The 21,544-nt window shown below is 72.4% G+C and carries 19 protein-coding genes; 9 read left to right on the plus strand and 10 right to left on the minus strand.

Going from position 1 to position 21,544, the window contains the following annotated elements; translation table 11 throughout:
* Positions 1 to 30: 30 nt before the first annotated feature.
* Together OG500_RS26760 and OG500_RS26765 are read left to right on the plus strand one after the other, a co-directional pair.
* Positions 31 to 942: an undecaprenyl-diphosphate phosphatase gene (locus tag OG500_RS26760; RefSeq protein WP_329583916.1), complete on the plus strand. Its 912-nt coding sequence runs from the start codon at positions 31 to 33 to the stop codon at positions 940 to 942.
* Between the two features lie 94 nt (positions 943 to 1,036).
* Complete coding sequence (locus tag OG500_RS26765) at positions 1,037 to 1,615, plus strand: Uma2 family endonuclease (protein WP_327069417.1); 579 nt, start codon at positions 1,037 to 1,039, stop codon at positions 1,613 to 1,615.
* A 12-nt stretch (positions 1,616 to 1,627) separates the two neighbouring features.
* Here OG500_RS26765 and OG500_RS26770 read toward each other — a convergent pair whose 3' ends face one another.
* From OG500_RS26770 to OG500_RS26785, 4 genes are read right to left on the minus strand one after another with little or no spacing between them, the layout of a single operon-like run.
* Positions 1,628 to 2,296: a response regulator transcription factor gene (locus OG500_RS26770; protein ID WP_327069418.1), complete on the minus strand. Its 669-nt coding sequence runs from the start codon at positions 2,294 to 2,296 to the stop codon at positions 1,628 to 1,630.
* Complete coding sequence (locus OG500_RS26775) at positions 2,293 to 3,585, minus strand: sensor histidine kinase (RefSeq protein ID WP_329583919.1); 1,293 nt, start codon at positions 3,583 to 3,585, stop codon at positions 2,293 to 2,295. The genes OG500_RS26770 and OG500_RS26775 overlap by 4 nt, the downstream gene beginning before the upstream one ends.
* A 25-nt stretch (positions 3,586 to 3,610) precedes the next feature.
* Complete coding sequence (locus OG500_RS26780) at positions 3,611 to 4,456, minus strand: ABC transporter permease (RefSeq protein ID WP_327069420.1); 846 nt, start codon at positions 4,454 to 4,456, stop codon at positions 3,611 to 3,613.
* Complete coding sequence (locus tag OG500_RS26785) at positions 4,453 to 5,397, minus strand: ABC transporter ATP-binding protein (protein WP_327069421.1); 945 nt, start codon at positions 5,395 to 5,397, stop codon at positions 4,453 to 4,455. The genes OG500_RS26780 and OG500_RS26785 overlap by 4 nt, the downstream gene beginning before the upstream one ends.
* Before the next feature lie 439 nt (positions 5,398 to 5,836).
* On the opposite strand from OG500_RS26785, the gene OG500_RS26790 reads away from it, so the two are divergent.
* A complete protein-coding gene (locus OG500_RS26790; RefSeq protein ID WP_329583921.1) occupies positions 5,837 to 7,708 on the plus strand; it encodes a glycosyl hydrolase family 18 protein in 1,872 nt (623 codons plus the stop codon).
* A gap of 111 nt (positions 7,709 to 7,819) precedes the next feature.
* On the opposite strand, the gene OG500_RS26795 is transcribed toward OG500_RS26790, so the two are convergent.
* A complete protein-coding gene (locus OG500_RS26795; RefSeq protein ID WP_327069423.1) occupies positions 7,820 to 8,608 on the minus strand; it encodes a VOC family protein in 789 nt (262 codons plus the stop codon).
* A gap of 107 nt (positions 8,609 to 8,715) precedes the next feature.
* A complete protein-coding gene (locus OG500_RS26800; RefSeq protein WP_329583924.1) occupies positions 8,716 to 9,246 on the minus strand; it encodes a MarR family winged helix-turn-helix transcriptional regulator in 531 nt (176 codons plus the stop codon).
* Between the two features lie 154 nt (positions 9,247 to 9,400).
* On the opposite strand from OG500_RS26800, the gene OG500_RS26805 reads away from it, so the two are divergent.
* The 4 genes from OG500_RS26805 to OG500_RS26820 all read left to right on the plus strand — a co-directional run bounded on the left by OG500_RS26805 (position 9,401) and on the right by OG500_RS26820 (position 13,953).
* Positions 9,401 to 10,684 (plus strand): MFS transporter, encoded by a 1,284-nt coding sequence (locus tag OG500_RS26805; RefSeq protein WP_327069425.1) that lies wholly within the window; start codon positions 9,401 to 9,403, stop codon positions 10,682 to 10,684.
* A gap of 71 nt (positions 10,685 to 10,755) precedes the next feature.
* Positions 10,756 to 12,315 (plus strand): dolichyl-phosphate-mannose--protein mannosyltransferase, encoded by a 1,560-nt coding sequence (locus OG500_RS26810; RefSeq protein ID WP_327069426.1) that lies wholly within the window; start codon positions 10,756 to 10,758, stop codon positions 12,313 to 12,315.
* A 73-nt stretch (positions 12,316 to 12,388) separates the two neighbouring features.
* A complete protein-coding gene (locus tag OG500_RS26815; protein WP_329587761.1) occupies positions 12,389 to 13,162 on the plus strand; it encodes an ABC transporter permease in 774 nt (257 codons plus the stop codon).
* A 209-nt stretch (positions 13,163 to 13,371) separates the two neighbouring features.
* Complete coding sequence (locus OG500_RS26820; RefSeq protein ID WP_327069427.1) at positions 13,372 to 13,953, plus strand: TMEM165/GDT1 family protein; 582 nt, start codon at positions 13,372 to 13,374, stop codon at positions 13,951 to 13,953.
* Here OG500_RS26820 and OG500_RS26825 read toward each other — a convergent pair.
* Positions 13,950 to 14,930 (minus strand): peptidoglycan-binding domain-containing protein, encoded by a 981-nt coding sequence (locus OG500_RS26825; protein ID WP_329583927.1) that lies wholly within the window; start codon positions 14,928 to 14,930, stop codon positions 13,950 to 13,952. The two genes, OG500_RS26820 and OG500_RS26825, sit on opposite strands and share 4 nt — an antisense overlap.
* A 193-nt stretch (positions 14,931 to 15,123) precedes the next feature.
* On the opposite strand from OG500_RS26825, the gene OG500_RS26830 reads away from it, so the two are divergent.
* Together OG500_RS26830 and OG500_RS26835 are read left to right on the plus strand one after the other, a co-directional pair.
* Entirely contained in the window at positions 15,124 to 17,187 is a 2,064-nt protein-coding gene (locus tag OG500_RS26830) for an MFS transporter (RefSeq protein WP_327069429.1), read from the plus strand.
* Positions 17,188 to 17,216: 29 nt separating this feature from the next.
* Positions 17,217 to 17,540, plus strand: a complete 324-nt coding sequence (locus OG500_RS26835) for an antibiotic biosynthesis monooxygenase family protein (RefSeq protein ID WP_327069430.1) — start codon at positions 17,217 to 17,219, stop codon at positions 17,538 to 17,540.
* Positions 17,541 to 17,551: 11 nt separating this feature from the next.
* Here the strand turns inward: OG500_RS26835 and OG500_RS26840 are convergent, their stop codons facing one another.
* The 3 genes from OG500_RS26840 to OG500_RS26850 form a co-directional block, all read right to left on the minus strand.
* Entirely contained in the window at positions 17,552 to 18,775 is a 1,224-nt protein-coding gene (locus OG500_RS26840; RefSeq protein WP_329583930.1) for a sensor histidine kinase, read from the minus strand.
* Between the two features lie 286 nt (positions 18,776 to 19,061).
* Positions 19,062 to 20,645: an IS1182 family transposase gene (locus OG500_RS26845; RefSeq protein ID WP_327071662.1), complete on the minus strand. Its 1,584-nt coding sequence runs from the start codon at positions 20,643 to 20,645 to the stop codon at positions 19,062 to 19,064.
* A gap of 94 nt (positions 20,646 to 20,739) precedes the next feature.
* On the minus strand, positions 20,740 to 21,543 hold the full coding sequence (locus tag OG500_RS26850; RefSeq protein ID WP_329587764.1) for an ECF transporter S component: 804 nt from the start codon (positions 21,541 to 21,543) through the stop codon (positions 20,740 to 20,742).
* Between the last annotated feature and the right edge of the window lies 1 nt (position 21,544).

Here is a 21,544-nt window from a genome sequence, read left to right on the forward strand (position 1 = left end):
CACGACCCGTACCAGTGCAGAAGGTGTGCGATGTCCCTGACCTACCCGGAGTCGATCGGCGTCGGCCTGCTGCAAGGCGTCACCGAGCTCTTCCCGGTCTCCAGCCTCGGGCACAGCATCCTGATACCCGCACTGATCGGCGGCAGCGTCCAGAAGGACCTGAACGTCACGGCGGCCTCCTCGCCCTACCTGTCGGTGCTGGTCGGCCTGCACCTGGCGACGGCGCTGGCGCTGGTGCTCTTCTTCCGCAAGGACTGGGTCCGGGTGGTGCGGGGTCTGTTCAGCTCCATCCGCGAGCGCCGAATAGAGACCTCCGAGCAGCGGCTGGCCTGGCTGCTGATCGTCGGCACCATCCCGGTCGGCCTGGTGGGCCTGGTCGCCGAGAAGGCGCTGCGCGACGCGCTCGGCAAGCCGGTGGTCGCGGCGGTCTTCCTGGCGCTGAACGGCTTCGTGCTGCTGGGCGCCGACCGGCTGCGCCGCGGCGGTGGAGGGCGTCGCCGGGCCGGGGCCCAGGTCGCGCACACGCCGGGCGCCGACCCCGCGATCGAATCGGACCGCCGGCTGGCCAGGCTCAGCTTCCGCCAGGGCACCTGGATCGGCGCCGCCCAGATCCTCGCCTTGCTGCCGGGCATCAGCCGCTCCGGCGTCACGATGAGCACCGGCATCCTGCGCGGCCTCAACCACGAGGACGCCGCCCGCTTCTCCTTCCTGCTCGCCACCCCGGTGATCGGCGCCGCCGCCGTCCTCAAGATGCCCGAGCTGCTCAAGCCCGAGAACGCCGGCATCCGCGGCCCGCTGCTGGTCGGCTCGCTCTGCGCGTTCGTGGCGGGCTACGTGTCGGTGAAGTTCCTCACCAAGTACTTCGAGGACCGCAGCCTGACCCCGTTCGCCGTCTACTGCATGCTCGCCGGCATCGGCAGCGCGGTGTACCTGAGCATGTGACTTCCCTGGGGACTCGCACGGAAGAGTGATCCGGCCTGGAAGGCCTCCCGATACGCTGGCCTCGTAGGCGAGGATCGCGCCCATGGGAGGAACCATGACTGCCGTACCCGACTGGCTGATTCCGCCGGTGGACGGGTTCACCGCCGATGACCTCGATCGCCTGCCCGACCTCCCGCCGCACACGGAGTTGCTCGACGGGAGCCTGATTTTCGTGAGTCCGCAGAAGTACTTCCACTCGGTGGCGATGTTCCTGTTCGAAGTGGGACTGCGTGCCACCGCGCCGGACGATGTCCGGGTGGTGCGCGAGATGGCCATCACGTTGGGCATGCGCGACCGGCCCGAGCCCGACCTGTCCGTCGTGCGTGCCTCGGCGGTCACCGCCGAGCGTGACGAGACGGGGTACCAGGTCGCCGACGTCGTGCTCGCCGTGGAGGTCGTCTCGCCCGACTCCGTCATCCGGGACCGCGAGGTCAAGCCCCGTAAGTACGCCGAGGCGGGCATCCCGCACTTCTGGCGGGTCGAGAAGGGTGACAAGGGCCGCCCCGTCGTCTACGTCTACGAACGGGACCCGGCCACCAAGTCCTATGGTCTGACCGGTATTTACCACGACGAGCTGAAGACCGACTTCCCCTACCCCATCGCGATCGACCTCACCGCCATCGACCGCCTCTGATCAGCCTAGGCCTCAGGTCGGCAGAACCAGGCGGTTCTCGTAGGCGAAGACGACGGCCTGGACCCGGTCGCGCAGGCCGAGCTTGAGCAGGATCCGGCTCACGTGGGTCTTCACGGTGGCTTCGGCGAGGTAGAGCTCGGCCGCCACCTCGGCGTTCGACAGGCCGCGGGCGACCTGCTCCAGCACGCTGCGCTCGCGGGCGGTCAGCGTCTCGACGGCGCTCTCCGCGCGGACCGGCGAGCCGCCGTCGGCGGGCAGCTGGGAGGCGAAGGTGTCCAGCAGACGCCGGGTGATCCGGGGGGCCACCACCGCGTCGCCGGCGGCCACGCTGCGGATCGCGCTGAGCAGTTCGGCCGGCTGGGCGTTCTTCAGCATGAAGCCGGAGGCACCGGCGCGCAGCGCGGCGAAGGCGTACTCGTCCAGGTCGAAGGTGGTCATGATGAGCACCTTGGTGTCGGGGGACTCCTCGACGATCCGCCGGGTGGCCTCGATGCCGTCCATGCCGGGCATCCGGACGTCCATCAGCACCACGTCGGGGCGGTGCTCCAGCACCAGGCGCACCGCCTGGGCGCCGTCCTCCGCCTCGCCGGCCACCGCCAGGTCGGGCTGTGAGTCCAGCACCAGGGTGAAGGCGACCCGCAGCAGCGGCTGGTCGTCCACCAGCAGGACGCGGATGGTCATCGGGGTGCCTCCTGGGGGTCCGGGCCGAGGTCGAGGGTGGCGGCCACCTGCCAGCCGCCGTGCGGCAGCGGGCCCGCGGTGAGGCCACCACCATAGGCGGCGACCCGTTCGCGCATGCCGGCCAGGCCGTGCCCGGACTCGCGGGAGCGTTCGTCGGCGCCACCCGCGCCGAAGCCGCCGGGCGCCGCCGGGTGCAGCGCGCGCCCGTCGTCGCGGACCTCCACCCGCAGGGCCTGCTCCGTGCACTCCACGGTGACCTCGGCGCGGGCGCCGGAGGCGGCGTGCTTGAGCGTGTTGGTGAGCGACTCCTGGACCAGCCGGTAGACGGTCAGCTGGGCGCCGGGGGAGACGGCGGCACGATCGCCGGTCACCCGCAGCTCGGTGGGCAGGCCGGCGGCGCGCACCTGGGAGACCAGCGCGGCGAGCTGGCCCAGGCCCGGCTGCGGGTGGCGCAGCGCGTCGGGCTCGTCGGCGCGCAGCACGCCCAGGAAGCGGCGCATGTCGGTGATCGCCTGGCGCCCGGTCTCGGCCGACTGGCGCATCGCGGCGGTGGCCTTCTCGGGGGCGGTCGGGTTGGCGTAGACCGCGCCGTCGGCCAGTGCCACCATCACCGAGAGGTTGTGCGTGACGATGTCGTGCATCTCGCGGGCGATCCGCGAGCGCTCCTCGGCCACCGCCAGGGCGGCCTGCTGGTCGCGCTGGCGTTCCAGCTCGCGGGCCCGCTCGCGCAGCGCGCGCAGCTGGGCACGGCGGGCCCGGACGTTGAGGCCGAGCACGGCGGCGGCGGTGGTGGCGCCGGAGAGCGCGAAGGCGGCCTTGAACATGGTGTGCAGCGGGTCGGCCAGTTCGCCCGCGTGGCGGATGTCGGAGACGACCAGCGCGACACCGAGTTCGGCGACCAGGTACGACAGCAGGACGTTGCGGCGCGCGCAGTGGCCCGCGACGGTGTAGAGCGCGAGCAGCACCGCGATGTTGGCGGGCATCGCCTGGTAGGTCAGCCACTGGACGAAGGAGACGCCCGCGATCACGCCGAAGACGGCCAGCGGGGCCCGGCGGCGGAACGCCAGCGGCAGGATCAGCGCGAGCTGCGGGAGCCAGACCAGCGGGTGCCGGGACAGGTCCCGGCCGTGCGCCGCGCTGGACAGGGCGAGCACCACCAGGGCGAACGCGAGGTCGACGGCGAACGGGTAGCGCTCCTCCAGCAGCCAGCCCCGCATCGTGGCCAGCCCTCGGGCGGCGCTGGGAAAGCGCCGCCCGAGGGCTGCCGGGAGCTGGTCGATCGCACTCATCGCGCCATTGTGCACCCGGAGCAGGTCAGGCATCACGCCGCTTGAGCACCGCGGCGGCGCCGATCAGCGCGGCCACGACGTAGATCCAGAGCACCCCGTAGCCGGTCCACGGGGCGAGCGTGCCCGGGTCCGGGTTGAGGGTGGCCACCGCCTGGCCGGCCGCGCCGGGCAGGTAGGGCGAGATGTGGGCGCTCCAGTTCGCGGGCAGCACCTCGACCAGGGTGGGCAGCACCAGCAGCATGCCGAAGATCGCGGCGATGCCACCGGCGGTGTTGCGGATCAGCGTGCCGATGGCGACCGCGAAGATGCCGATCGCGGTGAGGTAGAGCGCGGTGCCGATCACCGTGCGGGTCACGCCGGCGGCCGACAGCGTGGTCTGCACGTTGTGGCTGGAGAGCACCGCCTGGCCGCCGAAGAAGGCGACGAACGCGGTGATGAGGGTCACCACGAAGGTCACCGCACCGAAGACGGCCGCCTTCGCCCAGAGCACCGGCAGCCGGCGCGGTACGGCGGAGAGCGAGGCGCGGATCATGCCGGTGCTGTACTCGCCGCTGACCACCAGCACGCCGAGCACGCCGACGGCGAGCTGGGCGGCCAGGTAGCCGCGCAGGCTGCGGTCGGCGGCGTTGATCGAGAAGCCGTGGTCACGGACGTCCGGGTGGTTCAGGTGGTCGATCGCGCCGTAGCAGGCGAGCAGGCCGAAACCGACCATGAAGACCACCGCGGCGAGCAGCGTGAAGTAGGTCGACCGCAGGGTGCGGAACTTGATCCACTCGGAGTGGACCACCCGGGCCAGCGTGACCGGGCTGCCGGTCACGGTCCGGGCCGGGGCCGCCGCGGGGGCGGCGGGGGTGGCGGTGGCGGTGCTCATGCGGCGTGCTCCTCGACCAGCGTGCGGGGTGCGACCACGGCGTCGTACTCGACGGCGTCCTTGGTCATTTCCATGAAGGCCTCCTCCAGCGAGGCCTTCTGCGGCGTCAGCTCGAAGAGCGTCAGGGCGTGCTCCGCGGCCAGCCGGCCGACCCGCTCGCTGTCGGTGCCGTCCACGGTCAGCAGCTGGGCGTCGTCACCCGCGGTGACGGTGACGCCGGGCAGCTCGCGCAGCAGCTCGCCGAGCCGCACCGAGTCGGGGGTGCGCACCAGCACGCCGCCGCGCGAGGCGCGCTCGGTGAAGTCGGCCACCGAGGTGTCGGCGATCAGCTGTCCGCGGCCGATCACGATCAGGTGCTCGGCGGTGAGTGCCATCTCGCTCATCAGGTGCGACGAGACCAGCACGGTGCGGCCTTCGGCGGCAAGGGACTTGAGCAGGTTGCGGATCCACAGGATGCCCTCGGGGTCGAGGCCGTTGACCGGCTCGTCGAGGATCAGCGTGGCGGGATCGCCGAGCAGCGCGGAGGCGATGCCCAGGCGCTGGCCCATGCCGAGCGAGAAGCCGCCGGCCCGCTTGCGGGCGACCTGGCGCAGCCCGACCAGGTCGATCACCTCCTCCACCCGCGAGCGCGCGATGCCGTGCGTGGCGGCCAGCGCGAGCAGGTGGTTGAAGGCGGAGCGGCCGGTGTGGATGGCGCGCGCCTCCAGCATCGCGCCGACCTCGCGCAGCGGGGCCGGGTGGTCGGCGTAGCGGCGGCCGTTGATGGTGGCGTGGCCGGCGCTCGGGTTGTCCAGGCCGAGCAGCATCCGCATGGTGGTGGACTTGCCGGCGCCGTTGGGGCCGAGGAAGCCGGTCACGATGCCGGGGCGGACGCTGAAACTCAGGTCCTGGACGGCGGTTTTGGGGCCGTAGCGCTTGGTGAGGCCGACGGCTTCGATCATTTTCTGGTCCTCAAACGAGGGGGGACGGGCGACGCTGTCCACGCTAGGTGGCGGCCCCGGACGCCACGAGCCGCGTGAGGAGGAGTCGAACGGGGCACGGTTGCGACGCCAGATGCAGCCCGACTACATCCTGAGACGGACCTTGCTTCGGACACAGAGGTTTAGGGCCAGGTCAGACCTCAAGGCCCGGTGGGGCGAACCTTAACGGCAACTCAAGTGCCGATACCGGCTCTTGACGCCGATGTTGGTCTAGTCCATTTTAATCGACAGGTGCAGGGAGCCCCTGAGTCACCGTCAGAGGTTCCGGCCTCTGGCGGTGGCCCTGGGGCGCTCGGCGTCCGCACGATTCCCCCATGTCATGCCCATGGCTGAGTGGTCCCACCCACCCCGCCGGTCCCCGCGGGCGTGACGGTCCCCCACAGCCAGGAGTCACGCACCCATGTTCACTCGCACGCTCCCCAGGGGAGCCGATGGCGCCCCCGCCGGGCGCCGCCGTTCCAAGGGGCTCGCGGCCCTCGCCCTCGGCGCCTGCGCCTCGCTGCTGCTCGGCGCCTCGCTCTCGCTGACCTCCGGCGGCACCGCGCTGGCCGCTGCCACCAACACCACCGGTGCGCCCGCCACCAGCGGCGGCCTCAAGGTGGCCTACTTCGACCAGTGGTCGGTCTACGCGAACGCCTACACCGCCAAGACCATCCAGGACACCGGCGAGGCCGGCAAACTGGACTACCTGATCTACGACTTCGAGAACATCGACCCGACCAGCGGGAAGTGCTTCGAGGCCACCAAGGCCGCCTCCCAGGACGACAACAACCCCAGCGCCGGTGACGGCGCGGCGGACGCCTTCGCGGACTACGAGAAGTCCTTCGACGCCTCCAGCAGCGTCAGCGGCGTCGCGGACACCTGGAACCAGCCGATCACGGGCAACTTCAACCAGCTCAAGGAGCTGAAGGCGAAGAACCCCAACCTCAAGATCCTGCTGTCGATCGGCGGTTGGACCTACTCGAAGTACTTCTCCGACGTGGCGGCCACCGACGCCTCGCGCAAGGCCTTCGCCTCCTCCTGCATCGACATGTTCATCAAGGGCAACCTGCCCACCGACGCCGGCTTCGGCGGTCCGGGCTCGGCGGCCGGCATCTTCGACGGCTTCGACATCGACTGGGAGTACCCGGGCGGCGGCGGCCACACCGGCAACCACGCCGCCCCGGCCGACAAGCAGAACTACACCGCGCTGCTGGCCGAGCTCCGCTCCGAGCTGGACGCGCAGGGCAAGGCCGACGGGAAGACCTACGCGCTGAGCGCGGCGGTCGGCGCCGGCCAGGACAAGATCCAGAACGTCGAGACCGACAAGATCGGCCAGTACCTGACGTTCATGGACGTGATGAGCTACGACATGCACGGCGGCTGGGAGGCCACCGGGCCGACCAACCACCAGGCGGCGCTGTACTCGGACCCGGCAGATCCATCCGGCCCGATCGCCCCCGGGACCAGCAAGTACTCGATCGACGAGGCCATCAAGGCCTGGACCGCGGGTGATCCGCAGTACGGCATCCCGGGCGGCTTCCCCGCGAACAAGATCAATATCGGGGTGCCGTTCTACTACCGCGGCTGGACGGGCGTGCCGGCCGGCAGTTCGCACGGCCTCTTCCAGACCGCGACCGGCCCCGCGCCCGGCGCGGCGATGTCCGGCAACGTCAACGGCATCCGGATGTACAAGGAGCTGAACGGCGTCGTCGACAACCCGGCCGACACGTTCTGGGACCCGGTGGCGCAGGCCGCGTACTTCTACGACGGCACCAACTTCTGGTCCGGTGAGGACGCCCAGTCGATCCAGGCCAAGGCGGACTACCTGCACTGCAACGGCCTCGGCGGCTCCTTCGCCTTCTCGCTCTACGACCTGGGCACCCAGACCGGGCTCTTCGACAAGATGGTCGACGCCACCAACGGCTCGGCCGCCAGCTGCCCGGCGCCGCCGACCACCGGCCCGACGACCGGTCCGACCACTGGCCCCACCACTGGCCCGACGACGGGTCCGACCACCGGCCCCACCACGGGTCCGACCACCGGCCCGACGACGGGTCCGACGACGGGTCCGACGACCGGCCCCACCGGCCCGACCACGCCGCCTGTCACCTCCTCGCCCACCACCGGCGTCTGCGCCGCCCCCAGCTGGTCCGCCTCGGCGGTCTACGCCACGGCCGGCACCAAGGTCTCCTGGAAGGGCCACAGCTACACCAACAAGTGGTGGACCACCGGCGACGACCCGAGCCAGAGCGGCGCCTGGGGCGTCTGGACCGACAACGGCCCCTGCTGACCCACCCCGCCGAGCGGCACCGCGCCGCTCCCGCACAGCACCGCGGCCCGGACCGAGCACCACCTTGGTCCGGGCCGCGGCCCACTGCGCCGGCCTGCCGGGGCCGGCCGGTCAGCCCGCCTCGAACGGCTGCGGCTTGATCACGTTGAACGCCCCGCCCTGCGGGTCCTTGAGCCCGGCGATGCGGCCCACCGGGGTGTCCGTGGCGGGCGCCAGCAGCGTGGCGCCGGCCCGCACCGCGGCGTCCACCACGCTGTCGGCGTCGTCCACCGCGAAGTAGGTGGCCCAGTGCGGGGGCGTGCCGGGCGGGAAGCTGCCCAGGCCCTGCGCGCCGCCGACCGTCTTGCCCTCCACCAGCAGCCCGTTGTACTCGGGCATCTCCGGCATCGGGGCGAACTCGATGTCGAGCGCCGCCTTGTAGAAGGCGGCGGCGCCCTTGACGTCGGGGGTGTTCAGCTCGTTCCAGATCACCGCGCCGGGCTCGTTGACGATCTCCGCGCCGCCGAAGTCCACCGCCTGCCAGACGCCGAAGACCGCGCCGGTCGGGTCGACGGCGGGGAACATCCGCCCGACCGTGCCCACGTCCATCACCGGGAAGAGCAGCTTGCCGCCGTTCGCGGTGACCCTGCTCGCGGTGGCGTCCGCGTCGGCGGTGGCCAGGTAGGTGGTCCAGACGGTGGGCGGCGGCGGGTTGCCGTCCATGGAGACGGCCGGGCCGATGCCGGCCACCGGCTTGCCGTTCAGGGTGAGCACCGCGTAGCCGCCGAACTCGTCGGGGCCGCGCTCGCCCTGCCAGCCGAACAGGTCGCGGTAGAAGTCGATGGCCGCCTGGAGATCGGGGGCCATCAGGTCGACCCAGCACGGGGTGCCGGGTGGGTAGGGAGTACTGACCACGGGCATGAGTGTCGCCTCCAGGGCGGAGAGTGGTCCGGACAGACGTTCCTGCCCCCCGGACTCACCCTGCCGCCGCCGCGGTGCTCCCGCCACTCAGCGCGCCGCGCCCCCGCTCAGGCGCCGCCGTCCTCGAGCCGGGTCAGCATCCGTCCGAGCAGCCCGGAGAGCACCCCGCGCTCGTCGGCGCCGACGTCCTGGAGCAGCTCCTCCTCGAAGACGGCGGCCATCCGCATCGACTCCAGCCACTTGTCCCGGCCGTTCTCGGTCAGCTCGATGATCACCCGCACCCGGTTGGACTCGTCGCGCTCCCGGGTGACCAGGTCCTCGGCCACCATCCGGTCGATCCGGTGGGTCATCGCGGCCGGCGTCAGGCCCAGCCGCTTGGCCAGCTCGCCGGGGCCGAGCCGGTACGGGCTGCCGGCGATCACCAGCGCCTTGAGCACCTCCCACTCGGCGCTGGTGATTCCGAGCACAGTCAACTGCCGGCTGTAGGCCACCCCCATCCGCCGGGCGACCCGCGACAGCGAGGAGACGATGGTCTCCACCTGGGGGTCGACGATGGGGAACTCCCGCTGGTAGATGGCCACTTGCTCGGAGATGTCCAGCTCGTTGCCGGCGTCCGGCGCGGGTTTCGGTGCGCTCATGGCCTCAGTCTCCCACGCTCGACTGCCCCCATTAAGACTTTGACACGACAGTGTTTCCATCCATAGACTTTAGCTCTGAAATCTTGCGAGTCGAAGCGTCGATCCGAAGCAGTCCAGTGATCCGCCGGCTCCCGACCGACAAAGGGGTGTCTCCATGAAGCAGCAGAAGTACGGCGCGGGCGGCCCCCTGCGTCGCGTCCAGCTCGGCAACGCGCTCAGCGCCTTCGGCAGCGGCTTCACCATGCCGTACATGTTCGTGTACGTGGACCAGGTGCGCGGGCTCGGTTCGCTCACCGCGGGCCTCGTCTTCACCCTCTTCGCGCTGGCCGCGCTCGTCGTGCTGCCGTTCGCCGGGCGCGGCATCGACCGCTACGGTCCGCGACCGGTGCTGCTGGCCGGCTGCGCGCTGGCGGCCACCGGCGCCTTCTCCTTCGGGCAGGCGAGCGGGACCACCGGGCTGCTGATCGCGGCCTTCCTGTTCGGCGGCGGTGTCACCACCTGCCAGCCGGCGCTGGCCACCATGATCGTGCGCTGCTCCACCGCGAAGACCCGCTCGCACGCCTTCGCGCTGCAGTTCACCCTGGTCAACCTGGGCATGGGCATCGGCGCGCTGGTCGGCGGGCAGATCGTCAATGTGGCCGACCCGGCGAGCCTGACCCGGCTGTTCACCATCGAGGCGCTGACCTTCCTGGGCCTGGCGCTGGTCACCGGCACGGCCCGGATCCCGGGCCCCGCGCCGGTGCTGGTCACCGAGGGCACCGAGCAGCGCAGCGGACTGCGCGCGCTGACCGCCGACAAGGCGATGCTGCGGCTGTGCCTGCTGGCCGGGCTGATCTTCTTCACCTGCTACGGCCAGTTCGAGTCGGGCGTGGCGGCCTTCGCCACCGACACGGTCAAGACCGCCCCGTCCACCCTCGGCATGGCGATCGGCGCCAACGCGCTGACCATCGTGGTGCTGCAGATGTTCATGGTGCGGATCACCGCCCGGCGCCGGCGCACCACCGCGATGGCCGCCACCGGCGTGGTCTGGCTCGGCGCCTGGGGCGCCGCGCTGCTGGCCGGGCTGGTCCGCGGCGAGGCCGCGGCGGCCACCGTCGCCATCGTCTCGATCTACGTGCTGTTCGGCGTCGGCGAGTCGATGCTGGCCCCGACCCTGGGCCCGATCGTCGCCGACCTGGCCCCGGCCCGGCTGCTGGGCACCTACAACTCGGCCTTCGCGCTGGTCAAGCAGACCGCCATCGCGGTGGGCCCGGCGGTGGGCGTGCTGCTGGTCGGCTCCGGCACCTGGCCGCTCTACCTGGCGGCGATGACCTGCTGCACGCTGCTGATCATCGTCCTGGCGCTGCGGCTGCGCCGGCACCTGACCCCGGTGCAGGACAACGCCGAGGCGCCGGCCCCGGTGATCGTGCCGATCCGCGAGCTGCAGACGGCGGCATGAGAGGGTGACGGGGGAGAGCGCCGTCGGCCAGGGCCGGCGGCACTGATCGGCTAGTCGGGCACGGTGGGGTCATGGCAGATACGGCAGTCACCGAGCGGCCGGCGGCGCAGGCGCCGCCGGCCCGCCCGTCCGTGCTGCTGGAGCTGCGCCGCCGCGCGCCCTGGCTGGGCCGGTACGCCGGCTGGCTGGGGCCGCTCGCGGTGGCGCTCTTCGCCGGGGTGCTGCGGTTCTGGAACCTCGGCTCGCCGAACGCCTTCGTCTTCGACGAGACGTACTACCCCAAGGACGCCTGGTCGCTGCTCCAGCAGGGCTACGAGGGCGTCTGGCCGGCCAACGCCAACGACCAGATCCTCGCCCACCCCCAGGTGATCCCGCTCACCTCGGCCCCCGCCTTCATCGCCCACCCGCCGCTCGGCAAGTGGGTGATGGCGCTGGGCGAGGCCGCCTTCGGGCTGAACCCCTTCGGCTGGCGGGTGATGGTCGCGCTGCTCGGCACCCTGTCGGTGCTGATGCTGGCCAGGATCGGCCGCCGGCTCTTCGGCTCCACCCTGATCGGCTGCACGGCCGCGCTGCTGATGTCGGTGGACGGCCTGCAGTTCGTGATGAGCCGCACCGGGCTGCTCGACGGCGTGCTGATGTTCTTCGTGCTGGCGGCCTTCGGCTGCCTGCTGATCGACCGCGACCGGGTGCGCGCCAGGCTGGCCGAGCCCGGCGTGGACGCCGACCGGGTCGGCCTGGGCCTGCGGCCGTGGCGACTGGCCGCCGGACTGCTGCTGGGTGCGGCCTGCTCGGTGAAGTGGAACGGCGCCCAGATCCTGGCCGCGTTCGGCCTGCTCACCGTGCTCTGGGACCAGGCGGGCCGCCGGGCCGCCGGTGCCCGCTCCCCGCTGCGCAGCATGCTGCGCCGGGACGCGGCGCCCGCCTTCGGCTCGATGGTGGTCGTCGGTGCGCTGACCTACCTGGCCTCCTGGTCCGGCTGGTTCGCCACCTCCGGCGGCTACGACCGGCACTGGGCGGACGGCCGCTCGGGCCTGCTGCCCGCGGCGCTGCGCAGCTGGTGGCACTACCAGTCCGAGATGTGGCGCTTCAACACCACGCTGACCACCCCGCACACCTACCAGTCCAACCCGTGGAGCTGGCTGGTCCAGGGCCGTCCGGTGAGCATGTACTGGCAGCCGGTGCCGACCGGCCAGCAGGGCTGCACCTCCTCGGGCGGCTGCACCACGCAGATCCTGGCGCTCGGCACCCCGCTGCTGTGGTGGACGGCCTGCTTCGCGCTCGCCTACCTGCTCTACCGCTGGTTCTTCCGGCGGGACTGGCGCTCGGGCGCGGTGCTCTGCGGGGTGGCCGCCACCTACCTGCCGTGGTTCGAGTTCCAGCAGCGCACCATCTTCTCCTTCTACATGGTGGTGCTGGTCCCGTTCCTCTGTCTGGCGGTGGCCCAGATGCTGGGCGCCATGGTGGGCCCCGCGGGAGTCACCCCGGCCCGGCGGGCGGTGGGCTCGGTCGCGGCGGGCGGCATCGTGCTGGCCGTCATGGGGTGTTTTCTCTACTTCCTGCCGCTCTACACTGCGCAGGTGATTCCGATGAGCGTGTGGCAGGACCACATGTGGTTCACCAGCTGGATCTGAGGTGACGCCGACGCTGGCGGCGTCCAGCGGCTCGGGGCAGTTGCTGCCGGTCACCCCGCTGCTCGGGGTGGCCATGGTGGTGCTGCTGGTGGCGGCCGTCGCGGTGGCCGGGCGCGGGATGCTCGGGCACGGCCACGCGGTGCTGCGGGCCGGAGTGCGGGCGGTGGTGCAGCTCGCGGCGGTCTCGCTGGTGATCACCTTCGTGGTGCACTCGCTCTGGTGGACCGCGGTCTTCGTGCTGCTGATGTTCTCCGTGGCGGTGCGCACCGCCGGGCGGCGGATCACCGACGAGCCCGGCTGGAGCTGGGCCTGGGCGGCGGCACCGATCGGCGCCGGGGTGCTGCCGGTGCTGGTCCTGCTGCTGGCCGGCCGTCTGCTGCCGCTGCAGGGACTGTCCGTCGTGCCGGTGGCCGGGATCCTGATCGGCGGCGCGCTGAGCGCCACCTCGCTGGCCGGGCGCCGGGCGCTGGACGAGCTGAACCAGCGGCACGGCGAGGTGGAGGCGGCCCTCGCCCTGGGCCTGCCGGACCGCGAGGCCCGGCTGGAGATCTGCCGCACAGCGGCCGCCACCTCGCTGGTGCCGGCGCTGGACCAGACCCGCACGGTGGGCCTGGTCACGCTGCCCGGCGCCTTCGTCGGCATGCTGCTGGGCGGCTCCTCGCCGGTGGCCGCGGGCGCGGTGCAGCTCTTCGTGCTGGTCGCGCTGCTCGCGGTGGAGGCGGTGGCGATCGTGGTGGTGCTGGAGCTGGTGGGCCGCGGACTGGTCCGGCGCCCGGTGCAGGTGCGCGGGGCCGGTCGCCCCGGGCCGCGGGCCAGCCGGTGGCGGCTGCGGCGTCCGGTACAGTAGAGGCGTTGAAGGGGAGTAGCCCTCCACCGGACCGTCGACATACTGGCCGGCTCTTCGCGGAGCGGCCCGGCGCCCGGGACACCTCGTCAGGGGTGTTGGCGAGACCTTCGGCCGCAGTGCTGTGATCGTGACCAGTGCTGCCGGGCCGAGGTCTCTTTTTTATTGGGGCCGTGCGGTCGGGCAGCCCGACCGTAGGGACATCACCCCCGATGGAACTGACCGTATTCGCCGTGACCTTCGGCATCATCTTCCTGGCCGAGCTGCCGGACAAGACGGCGCTGGCCGCGCTGATGCTCGGCACCCGCTACAGGGCGGCCTACGTCTTCGCGGGTGTCGCGGCGGCGATGGCGGTCCAGGTCGGCCTGGCGCTCGCGGCCGGCAGCCTGCTGGCGCTGCTGCCGCACCGCTGGGTGGAGGGGGTCAGCGGGCTGCTCTTCCTGGCCGGCGCCGTGATGCTGCTGCTGCACAAGGACGAGGACGAGGGGCACGAGGCGAAGGAGCCGTCCTCCACCGGCTTCTGGAAGGTGGCCGGGGCCAGCTTCCTGGTGGTGGCGGTGGCCGAGTTCGGCGACCTGACCCAGATCATGACCGCCAACCTGGCCGCGAAGTACGCCGACCCGCTCTCGGTGGGCCTGGGCGCCTGGCTGGCCCTGTGCGCGGTGGGCGGCCTGGCCATCCTGGGCGGTCAGAAGCTGCTCAAGCACGTGCCGATGAAGGTGATCATCCGGGTGGCCGCGGCGGCGATGCTGATCCTGGCCGGCGTGAGCATCGTGGGAGCGGTGACGGGTTAGTAGCAGGTGTCCCCGGCGGCCAGCGCGTCGCGGGTCTGCTGGTCGTAGACGCCGTAGTCGCGGTAGTCGCCGACGTTGTTCTGGTCCTGGAAGTACTGCACCGCCTGCACCGTCCGGTTGTCGTACGTGCCCGGGGTGAAGCGATTGCCGCACCCCGCCGCGCGCAGCTGCTGCTGGAGCGTGGTGACCGCGGGGCCCGAGTCGCCCTGGTGCAGCGTCTGGAACGAGGCGCTCGGGGAGGGACCGCTCGGTGCCGCGCTGGTCGGCGGTGCGGTGGTGACCGGGGCCTGGGTGCTCGGGGGTGCGCTGGAGGGCGCGGGCGCCGGGGCCGCGGTGGTGGCCGGGGTGGCGGGCGGGGGCGCGGGGGCCTGGGTGGTCGCGGGGGCGACCGTCCTGGTCACCGGCCGCGGCGCGGCGGAAGTCGGCCGGGCCGACGTTGCGGGCGCGCTGCTGGTGGGGGCGGTGCTGGCGGCGGCCGTGGTCGGGGCGGACTGCGGGGTCTGGCTGGGCGACGGGGCCGGGTCGGGTGCGCCGGTGGGCAGCACCGGCAGCGCCTCGTGGTTGCTCTGCGGACCGGGCGAGAGGGCGAAGGCCAGACCCACGCCGAGCGCGACCACCCCGGCGCCCGCGGCGGCGATCACGCCGCCGCGTCTACTGCCGCGGCCCCGGGCCCGGCGGTTCGCCGCCCGCCCGCCGCCGGCCGGTGCGAGGTCGCCGGCCAGCGGGAAGAGCCCGAGCTCGCGCGCCGGGGCGCTGGGCGGCGCCGGGGCGGCGTCCGGCACGGGCGGCAGGACGGCGGTGACGTGCGGCGGTGCGACCTCGTCGGTCACCGCGACCGGCGGGACGTACGGGCGCACCAGCGGCGGGCCCTCCAGGTGCGGCAGCACCGCGGTCTCGGTGACGTCCGGGTGCTGGGTGACGTCCGGATACGGGCCGTCGGGCTCCGGGCCGGGGCCGTAAGGGGCGAATCCCGGCATGGCCCGGTCCTCCTGGAGCGTCGACTGCGTGGATTGCGCCCGATTATGCAGGACCCGCATCGTGCCCAACAGGGGCGCCCGGCTTACGAATGGCGCAATCGTTCGCCGCAGAACAGGGCAAATCTGACACCATGAAGGCGAGAAGTCGGACGGATCATCATATAAGCGGCAATTAGGACCGAGGAGGACCGCCATGGCGGCACCGGAGACCGAGCCCGAACCGCTGATCTCCCAGGACGCGCCCGTCCACAACCTCTGGGTCCCGATCAGTGCGCTGCTGCTGGCTCTGCTGCTCGCCGCCCTCGACCAGACCATCGTCTCCACCGCGCTGCCCACCATCGTCAGTGACCTGGGCGGCCTGGAGCACCTCTCCTGGGTGGTCACCGCTTATCTGCTGGCCTCCACCGCCGCCACCCCGCTCTGGGGCAAGCTCGGCGACATGTACGGCCGGAAGCGGTTCTTCCAGGCCTCCATCGTGATCTTCCTGATCGGCTCGGCGCTCTGCGGCGTGGCCCAGAACATGGGCGAGCTGATCGCCTTCCGCGCCCTGCAGGGCCTGGGCGGCGGCGGTCTGATCGTGCTGACCCAGGCGATCGTCGGCGACCTGGTGCCGCCCCGTGACCGGGGCAAGTACCAGGGCCTGTTCGGCGCGGTCTTCGGAGCCACCAGCGTGCTCGGCCCGCTGCTCGGCGGCTTCTTCGTCGACCAGCTCTCCTGGCGCTGGGTCTTCTACATCAACCTGCCGATCGGCGTGGTCGCGCTGGCGGTGATCGCGGCGGTGCTGCACAGCGTGGAGGTCAAGCGGCAGCACCGGATCGACTACCTGGGCATCGTGCTGATCGCGGCGGTCGCCACCTGCCTGGTGCTGATGACCTCGCTCGGCGGGGTGAGCTACCCGTGGGGCTCCTGGCAGATCATCGGCCTGGGCGTGCTCGGGCTGGTGCTGCTGGCCGCCTTCGTCCAGGTGGAGCGCGCCGCGACGGAGGCCGTGCTGCCGCCCCGGCTCTTCGCCTCGCGCACCTTCAGCCTGGTCGCGGTGATCTCCTTCGTGGTCGGCTTCGCGATGTTCGGCGCGCTCACCTACCTGCCGACCTTCCTGCAGGTGGTGCAGGGCGTCTCGCCCACCATGTCGGGCGTGCACATGCTGCCGATGGTGCTCGGCATGCTGGTCACCTCGATCGGCTCGGGGCAGTACGTCGCCCGGACCGGGCACTACCGGATCTTCCCGATCGCCGGCACGGCGGTGGTGACGGTGGGTCTGATCCTGCTCTCGCGGCTCACCGAATCCTCCTCGACCACCGTGATGAGCCTGTACTTCCTGGTCTTCGGCCTGGGTCTCGGCCTGGTGCTCCAGGTGCTGGTGCTGATCGTGCAGAACTCCGTCGGCTACCAGGACCTGGGCGCGGCCACCGCCGCCGCGACCTTCTTCCGCTCGATCGGCGCCTCCTTCGGCGTCTCGATCTTCGGCACCATCTTCACCACCCAGCTGACCCACAAGCTCACCGATGCGCTGCGCGGGGTGCACCTGCCGCCCGGCTTCGCGCTGAGCTCGATCACCGCCGACCCGCACGTGATCAAGTCCCTGCCGGCAGCCGTCGCGCACAGCGTGCTGCACGCCTACGCCAGCTCCATCGCCGAGGTCTTCCTCTACGCCGCGCCGGTGGCGTTCGTCGCCTTCCTCTTCTCGCTCTTCATCCGGGAGGAGCCGCTGCGCGCCTCGGTCACCGCGCCCGACCTCGGCGAGTCGATCGGGATGAACCCGGTGGAGCGCTCCTCGGTGGACGAGATCGCCCGCGCGCTGACCGTGCTGAACACCCGTGAGGCCCGCCGCGACCTGTACCGGCGGATCACCGAGCGGGCTGGCCTGGACCTGCAGCCGGCCGCCAGCTGGCTGGTGCTCCAGATGCACCATCAGGGCTCGGTGGAGCCGGCCGAACTGGCCGAGCGGCGGATCCTGCCGCCCGGCGTGGTGGAGGCGGCGGCCCGCGAGGTCGAGGGCCGGGGCCTGGCCCTGCGCAACGGGCTGCCGCTGCGGCTGACCGAGGCGGGCGAGCAGGCCGCGCTCAAACTGGTGGCGGCCCGCCGCACCCAGCTCTCCGAACTGCTCGGCGACTGGGACGAGAAGCAGTTCGCCGACCTGGCCGATCTGCTCACCCGGCTGAGCAACTCACTCTGCGGCGACCAGCGCGACCGCCCGGACCGCGCCGACCGCACGACGGGCGAGCACGTCCCGCACAGCGAGGGGCGGTCGTTCTGAGCGGGCCGCGGGGGTGCGACGATGGGGACATGTCTGTCGTGAAGATCAATGTGCTGACCGTTCCCGCCGAGCAGCGGGAGGTGCTGGAGCAGCGGTTCGCCTCGCGGGCCGGGGCCGTCGAGGGGCAGGACGGCTTCGAGTGGTTCGAGCTGCTGCGGCCGATGGAGGGGACCGACCAGTACCTCGTCTACACCCGCTGGGCCACCGAGGAGGCGTTCCAGGCGTGGATGACCGGGCCGATGCAGGCCGCGCACCGGCCGGCCGGCAGTGAGGGGGCGCAGCGCCCGGCGGCCTCCGGGTCCACGCTGTGGTCCTTCGAGGTCGTGCAGTCGGCGGGCCCCAAGCAGGCCTGAGGGCGGACCGGTCAGGCGGGCGGTGCGAGGGGGAGCGTGAAGAGCACCTCGTAGCCGCCCGCCGGCCGGGGCCCGGCGGTCAGCCGGCCGCCGTAGAGCTGGACCCGTTCGCGCATGCCGATCAGGCCGTGGCCGCCGGACACCGTGGCGACCGGTACCGCGCCCGGGCCGCCGGTGCCGCCGTCGTCGGCGGCCCGGGCGGTCAGCGTGTGGGTGTCGAAGTGCAGCTCGATCTCGGCGCGGGCGGTGGGGCCCGCGTGCTTGAGGGTGTTGGTGAGCGACTCCTGGAGCACCCGGAAGGCGGCCAGGTCCAGGCCCGGGGGCAGCTCGCGCCGCCGGCCGGTGACGGTCAGTTCGACCCCCAGGCCCGCGACGCGCAGCCGTTCCACCAGCTCGGGCAGCTGGGCCAGCCCGGGAGCGGGCAGGTAGGCACCGGGTTCGTCGCCGGGGGATCCGCCGTCGGGGGCGACGCGCAGCAGCGCGAGCAGGCCGCGCATCTCGTCCAGGGCCAGCCGGGCCGTCTCGGCGATGGTGTCCAGGGCGCCGCTGGCGGTGGGGGGATCGGCGGTGAAGACGTAGCGGGCCAGCCCGGCCTGCAGGGCGACCACCGAGAGGTGGTGCGCCAGCACGTCGTGCAGCTCGCGGGCGATCCGCACCCGCTCCTCGGTGACCGCGTGCTGCGCGCGGGCGGCCTGCTCCGCGTTCAGCTGGGCGGTCAGCCGGGCGAGTTGGGCGTTGCGCAGGCCCAGGTTGCGCATCCCCTCGGCGAAGTACCAGACGATGCCGACGCCCACCGCCGTCTGGCCGACGGCGAACAGCACCGAGACCCCGACCTCCAGCGCGTTCCAGCACCACAGCCCGGCGGTCAGCGCGACCGCCGCCTTGGTGGCCCGGCGCTCGGGGCGGCTGATCACCGTGTAGAAGGCGAACAGCGGGGCCCAGAGGTTCTCCGAGGACTCGTTCCCTGCGGCCGTGTAGACGGCCAGGGCCGCGCCGGAGACCAGCAGGGTCGTCCACGGCCGGCGGCGGCGCAGCGCCAGCGGGAGGTTGACCGCCAGGGTCAGCAGGATCGCCGAGGTGCCGAACAGCGGGTAGTGGTCCTGGACGTGCAGCTGGTGCCGGGTCTGCAGGGCGAACGCCAGGGTGAGGCCGCCCATGACGAACGCGAGGGCGGTGTCCACCGTCCCGGGGTGCCGGCGGAGCAGCTCCCACCCCCGTGCCATGCCGCTGTGCATTGCGGCAGCCTAGGCCGTGTCTCACAATTCGCGTCGGATCAGCGCGCGGCTCCCCCAGCCTTCGGCCGGGAGGTACCCCCACCACCCAGCCTGGCGGCTGGGTGGCGCCCGGCTGGGCGTGCCGGCGAAGCGTCCTCGTACTGGGTCGTACTTGGATGATTCGCCGGTGCGTCCAGGCGGGATGCCCGGCGTCGCGCGCCTGGCGGGAATTGTGAGACACGGCCTAGGAGGCTCGTGAAGATCTTGTTGAGGGGCTGTCCGGCCGTAGGCCGGGCTGCCCCTCTGGTTATGCGTTGGTTGCCGGGGTGAGTTGCCAGGTGCTGCCGGTGTGGGTGAGTCCGAGGTTGATCAGGCGGCGGAGGTTGAGGGCGGCGGCTCGGGTGTGGAGCCAGGTGTCGTTCTTGATGGTGCCGCGGTAGCGGAGTCTGCGGTTGCCCCGGTGGACGATCCAGGCGACTGCGCGTTCGACGGGTGGTCGCCAGCGGCGGTAGTCGGCTTGCCAGTCGGGGTCGGTGGCGGCCTGGCGGCGGGCGGCGGTGAGGAGGTCGTGGTGCGGGCGGATGGTCAGGGTGCGTCCGGCCCTGGCCTTGGTGCACCGCTCGCGCAGGGGGCACCCGGTGCACAGGCCGGCGAAGGTGGCCTTGCGCTGCTGGTGGCGGCCGCCGGGATCGGAGAGCGGGACGGTGTGTCCGGCGGGGCAGGTCACGGTGGCGGCGGTGGTGTCGATGGTGAAGTCGTCGAGGGTGAAGCCGCCGGGGACGGCTGCCCGCAGTGGGGCGGGTTTGAGGAACAGTCGGTGCCCTTGCTGTTCCAGGGCCTGGCGGGCGTCGCCGGTGGAGTAGGCGGTGTCTGCGAAGGCGTCCACCGGGGCGTCCTCGTCGGCGAGCAGGTCGAGTCCGACGGCGGCCTCGTGGTGTTCTGCTCCAGCGCCGGGCCGCAGGGCGACCGCGGTGTATAACCCTGTCTCGGGCTCGATGGCGAGGTGGGCCTTGAAGCCGTCCTGCCGGTGGGTGCGGGTCTTGTGCACGTGCCGGGCCTCGGGGTCGACGGTGGAGACCATCCGGTCGTGGGCGGTGCCCCGGGTGATGCGCCAGCGTCCGTCGCGTCCGTCGGAGTCCTCGGCGGGCTCGACGTCCTGTCCCGCGACCAGGGCCAGCAGGCCGACCGCGTTCGCGGCCTTCTCGCCGAGTTGTTGCTCGGGCAGGTGCCCGAGCAGCCGCAGCGCGTCGCCGACCAGGGCGTCGACGAGGTCGGCTCGGGCCTGCTCGTCGTTCCACGCGATGCGGGGTTTGCCCGGGTCGGTGTAGTCGTGGGCGGTGCAGTGCACGGCCGCGACCGCATCCGCGCCGGGGACTTCGCGGATCACCGCCCGGACGGAGGCGATGATCTGGGTGACGGTGTCCTGGGTGGCGACCGCGTCGTCCAGCACGGTGGAGTCCAGCGCCCGCCGGTGCTTGCCCTTGAGGACGCCGGTGGCCCGCACGACCTCACGCACGGCCTCGAAGATCCGGTTGGGCCGGGGAGAGCGGGCCAGCCGGCGGCGGAAGTAGGCCAGCAGCGACGGGTCGAACGCGGTGTCGTTCAGGCCCAGTCCGCACGCGGCCTTCCACCGCAGGTCGCACCGCAGTTCCTGGACCGTCTCGAAGTCCGACAGGCCGTGCAGGGCCTGCAGCGCGATCGCCGCGGCCAGGATCTGCGGCGGCATGCTCGGCCGCCCGTTCGCCGACGGGTACATGTCCGCGAACATCACCGCCGGGAACAACTCACCACGGTGCTCGGCCAGGAACGCGAACACGCTGCCCACCGGGATCAACCCCCGGCACGTCTCCCAGACATCCGGCCCGACCGTCTCCCCGGACCACTCACCCATCGCCACAAGAAACAGTCTGGCCCCGCCGCTCGCGCGGCGAGGCCAGAACCCAAGATCTTCACGAGCCTCCTAGGGCGGCCGGGCCGGATCTTCGTCATCCCTGCGCGGTATCCCGGGCTGCCACCGGGGACGGAGCAGGCGGCTCGAAGCGCACCGGGGCGTCGAAGGCGGCCCGCCGGGTGGCGCGGCGCAGGGCGCGCAGCACCGGGGTGCCGACGGTCAGGCACAGGGTGGCGGTCAGTGCGGCGCGCGGCAGGTCCCAGCCCATCGAGGTGGTCAGGCAGTAGACCGCGAACTTGGGGAGGTTGGTGGTCAGCGGGGCGCCGGGGACGAAGGCGATCGAGCTGCCCAGGCCGCCGATGTAGGGCCAGCCCTGCAGGTTCATCACGGTGCCGTAGAGCACGGCCGCCACGGCGCCGTAGCCGGCCAGCAGCACCAGCTCGCCGCGCCCGCGCAGGGTGGCCGGGCCGGGGAGCAGCCCCGCGCCCAGGCAGACCCAGCCCATGCTGAGCATCTGGAACGGCAGCCAGGGGCCGACCCCGCCGGTGAGCAGGGCGGAGGCCAGCATGGTGACCGCGCCCAGCACGAAGCCGCTGCCCGGGCCGAGCACCCGCCCGGCCAGCACCATCAGGAAGAACATCGGCTCCAGGCCCGCCGTGCCCGCGCCCAGCGGACGCAGCGCGGCGCCGACGGCGGCGAGGACGCCGAGCAGGGCCACGGTCTTGGGGTCCAGCCCGTGCTCGGAGAGCTGGGCGACCAGCACGGCCAGCAGCAGCGGCAGCAGGAGCGCGAACAGCCAGGGCGCATCCGCGGCGTGGCCCACCAGGGTGGAGGACGGCGCGGCCAGCAGCGGCCAGCCGAAGGCGGCCAGACCCACCAGGGAGGTGAGCGCGAGCATC

It is taken from the genome of Kitasatospora sp. NBC_01250, assembly GCF_036226465.1.
GTDB lineage: Bacteria > Actinomycetota > Actinomycetes > Streptomycetales > Streptomycetaceae > Kitasatospora.

Excerpts from the sequence above, each read along its gene's own strand:
- OG500_RS26760 (WP_329583916.1), top strand. The coding sequence starts at position 31 with ATGTCCCTGACCTACCCGGAGTCGATCGGCGTCGGCCTGCTGCAAGGC.
- OG500_RS26765 (WP_327069417.1), top strand. The coding sequence starts at position 1,037 with ATGACTGCCGTACCCGACTGGCTGATTCCGCCGGTGGACGGGTTCACC.
- OG500_RS26770 (WP_327069418.1), bottom strand. The coding sequence starts at position 2,296 with ATGACCATCCGCGTCCTGCTGGTGGACGACCAGCCGCTGCTGCGGGTC.
- OG500_RS26775 (WP_329583919.1), bottom strand. The coding sequence starts at position 3,585 with ATGAGTGCGATCGACCAGCTCCCGGCAGCCCTCGGGCGGCGCTTTCCC.
- OG500_RS26780 (WP_327069420.1), bottom strand. The coding sequence starts at position 4,456 with ATGAGCACCGCCACCGCCACCCCCGCCGCCCCCGCGGCGGCCCCGGCC.
- OG500_RS26785 (WP_327069421.1), bottom strand. The coding sequence starts at position 5,397 with ATGATCGAAGCCGTCGGCCTCACCAAGCGCTACGGCCCCAAAACCGCC.
- OG500_RS26790 (WP_329583921.1), top strand. The coding sequence starts at position 5,837 with ATGTTCACTCGCACGCTCCCCAGGGGAGCCGATGGCGCCCCCGCCGGG.
- OG500_RS26795 (WP_327069423.1), bottom strand. The coding sequence starts at position 8,608 with ATGCCCGTGGTCAGTACTCCCTACCCACCCGGCACCCCGTGCTGGGTC.
- OG500_RS26800 (WP_329583924.1), bottom strand. The coding sequence starts at position 9,246 with ATGAGCGCACCGAAACCCGCGCCGGACGCCGGCAACGAGCTGGACATC.
- OG500_RS26805 (WP_327069425.1), top strand. The coding sequence starts at position 9,401 with ATGAAGCAGCAGAAGTACGGCGCGGGCGGCCCCCTGCGTCGCGTCCAG.
- OG500_RS26810 (WP_327069426.1), top strand. The coding sequence starts at position 10,756 with ATGGCAGATACGGCAGTCACCGAGCGGCCGGCGGCGCAGGCGCCGCCG.
- OG500_RS26815 (WP_329587761.1), top strand. The coding sequence starts at position 12,389 with ATGGTGGTGCTGCTGGTGGCGGCCGTCGCGGTGGCCGGGCGCGGGATG.
- OG500_RS26820 (WP_327069427.1), top strand. The coding sequence starts at position 13,372 with ATGGAACTGACCGTATTCGCCGTGACCTTCGGCATCATCTTCCTGGCC.
- OG500_RS26825 (WP_329583927.1), bottom strand. The coding sequence starts at position 14,930 with ATGCCGGGATTCGCCCCTTACGGCCCCGGCCCGGAGCCCGACGGCCCG.
- OG500_RS26830 (WP_327069429.1), top strand. The coding sequence starts at position 15,124 with ATGGCGGCACCGGAGACCGAGCCCGAACCGCTGATCTCCCAGGACGCG.
- OG500_RS26835 (WP_327069430.1), top strand. The coding sequence starts at position 17,217 with ATGTCTGTCGTGAAGATCAATGTGCTGACCGTTCCCGCCGAGCAGCGG.
- OG500_RS26840 (WP_329583930.1), bottom strand. The coding sequence starts at position 18,775 with ATGCACAGCGGCATGGCACGGGGGTGGGAGCTGCTCCGCCGGCACCCC.
- OG500_RS26845 (WP_327071662.1), bottom strand. The coding sequence starts at position 20,645 with ATGGGTGAGTGGTCCGGGGAGACGGTCGGGCCGGATGTCTGGGAGACG.
- OG500_RS26850 (WP_329587764.1), bottom strand. The coding sequence starts at position 21,543 with ATGCTCGCGCTCACCTCCCTGGTGGGTCTGGCCGCCTTCGGCTGGCCG.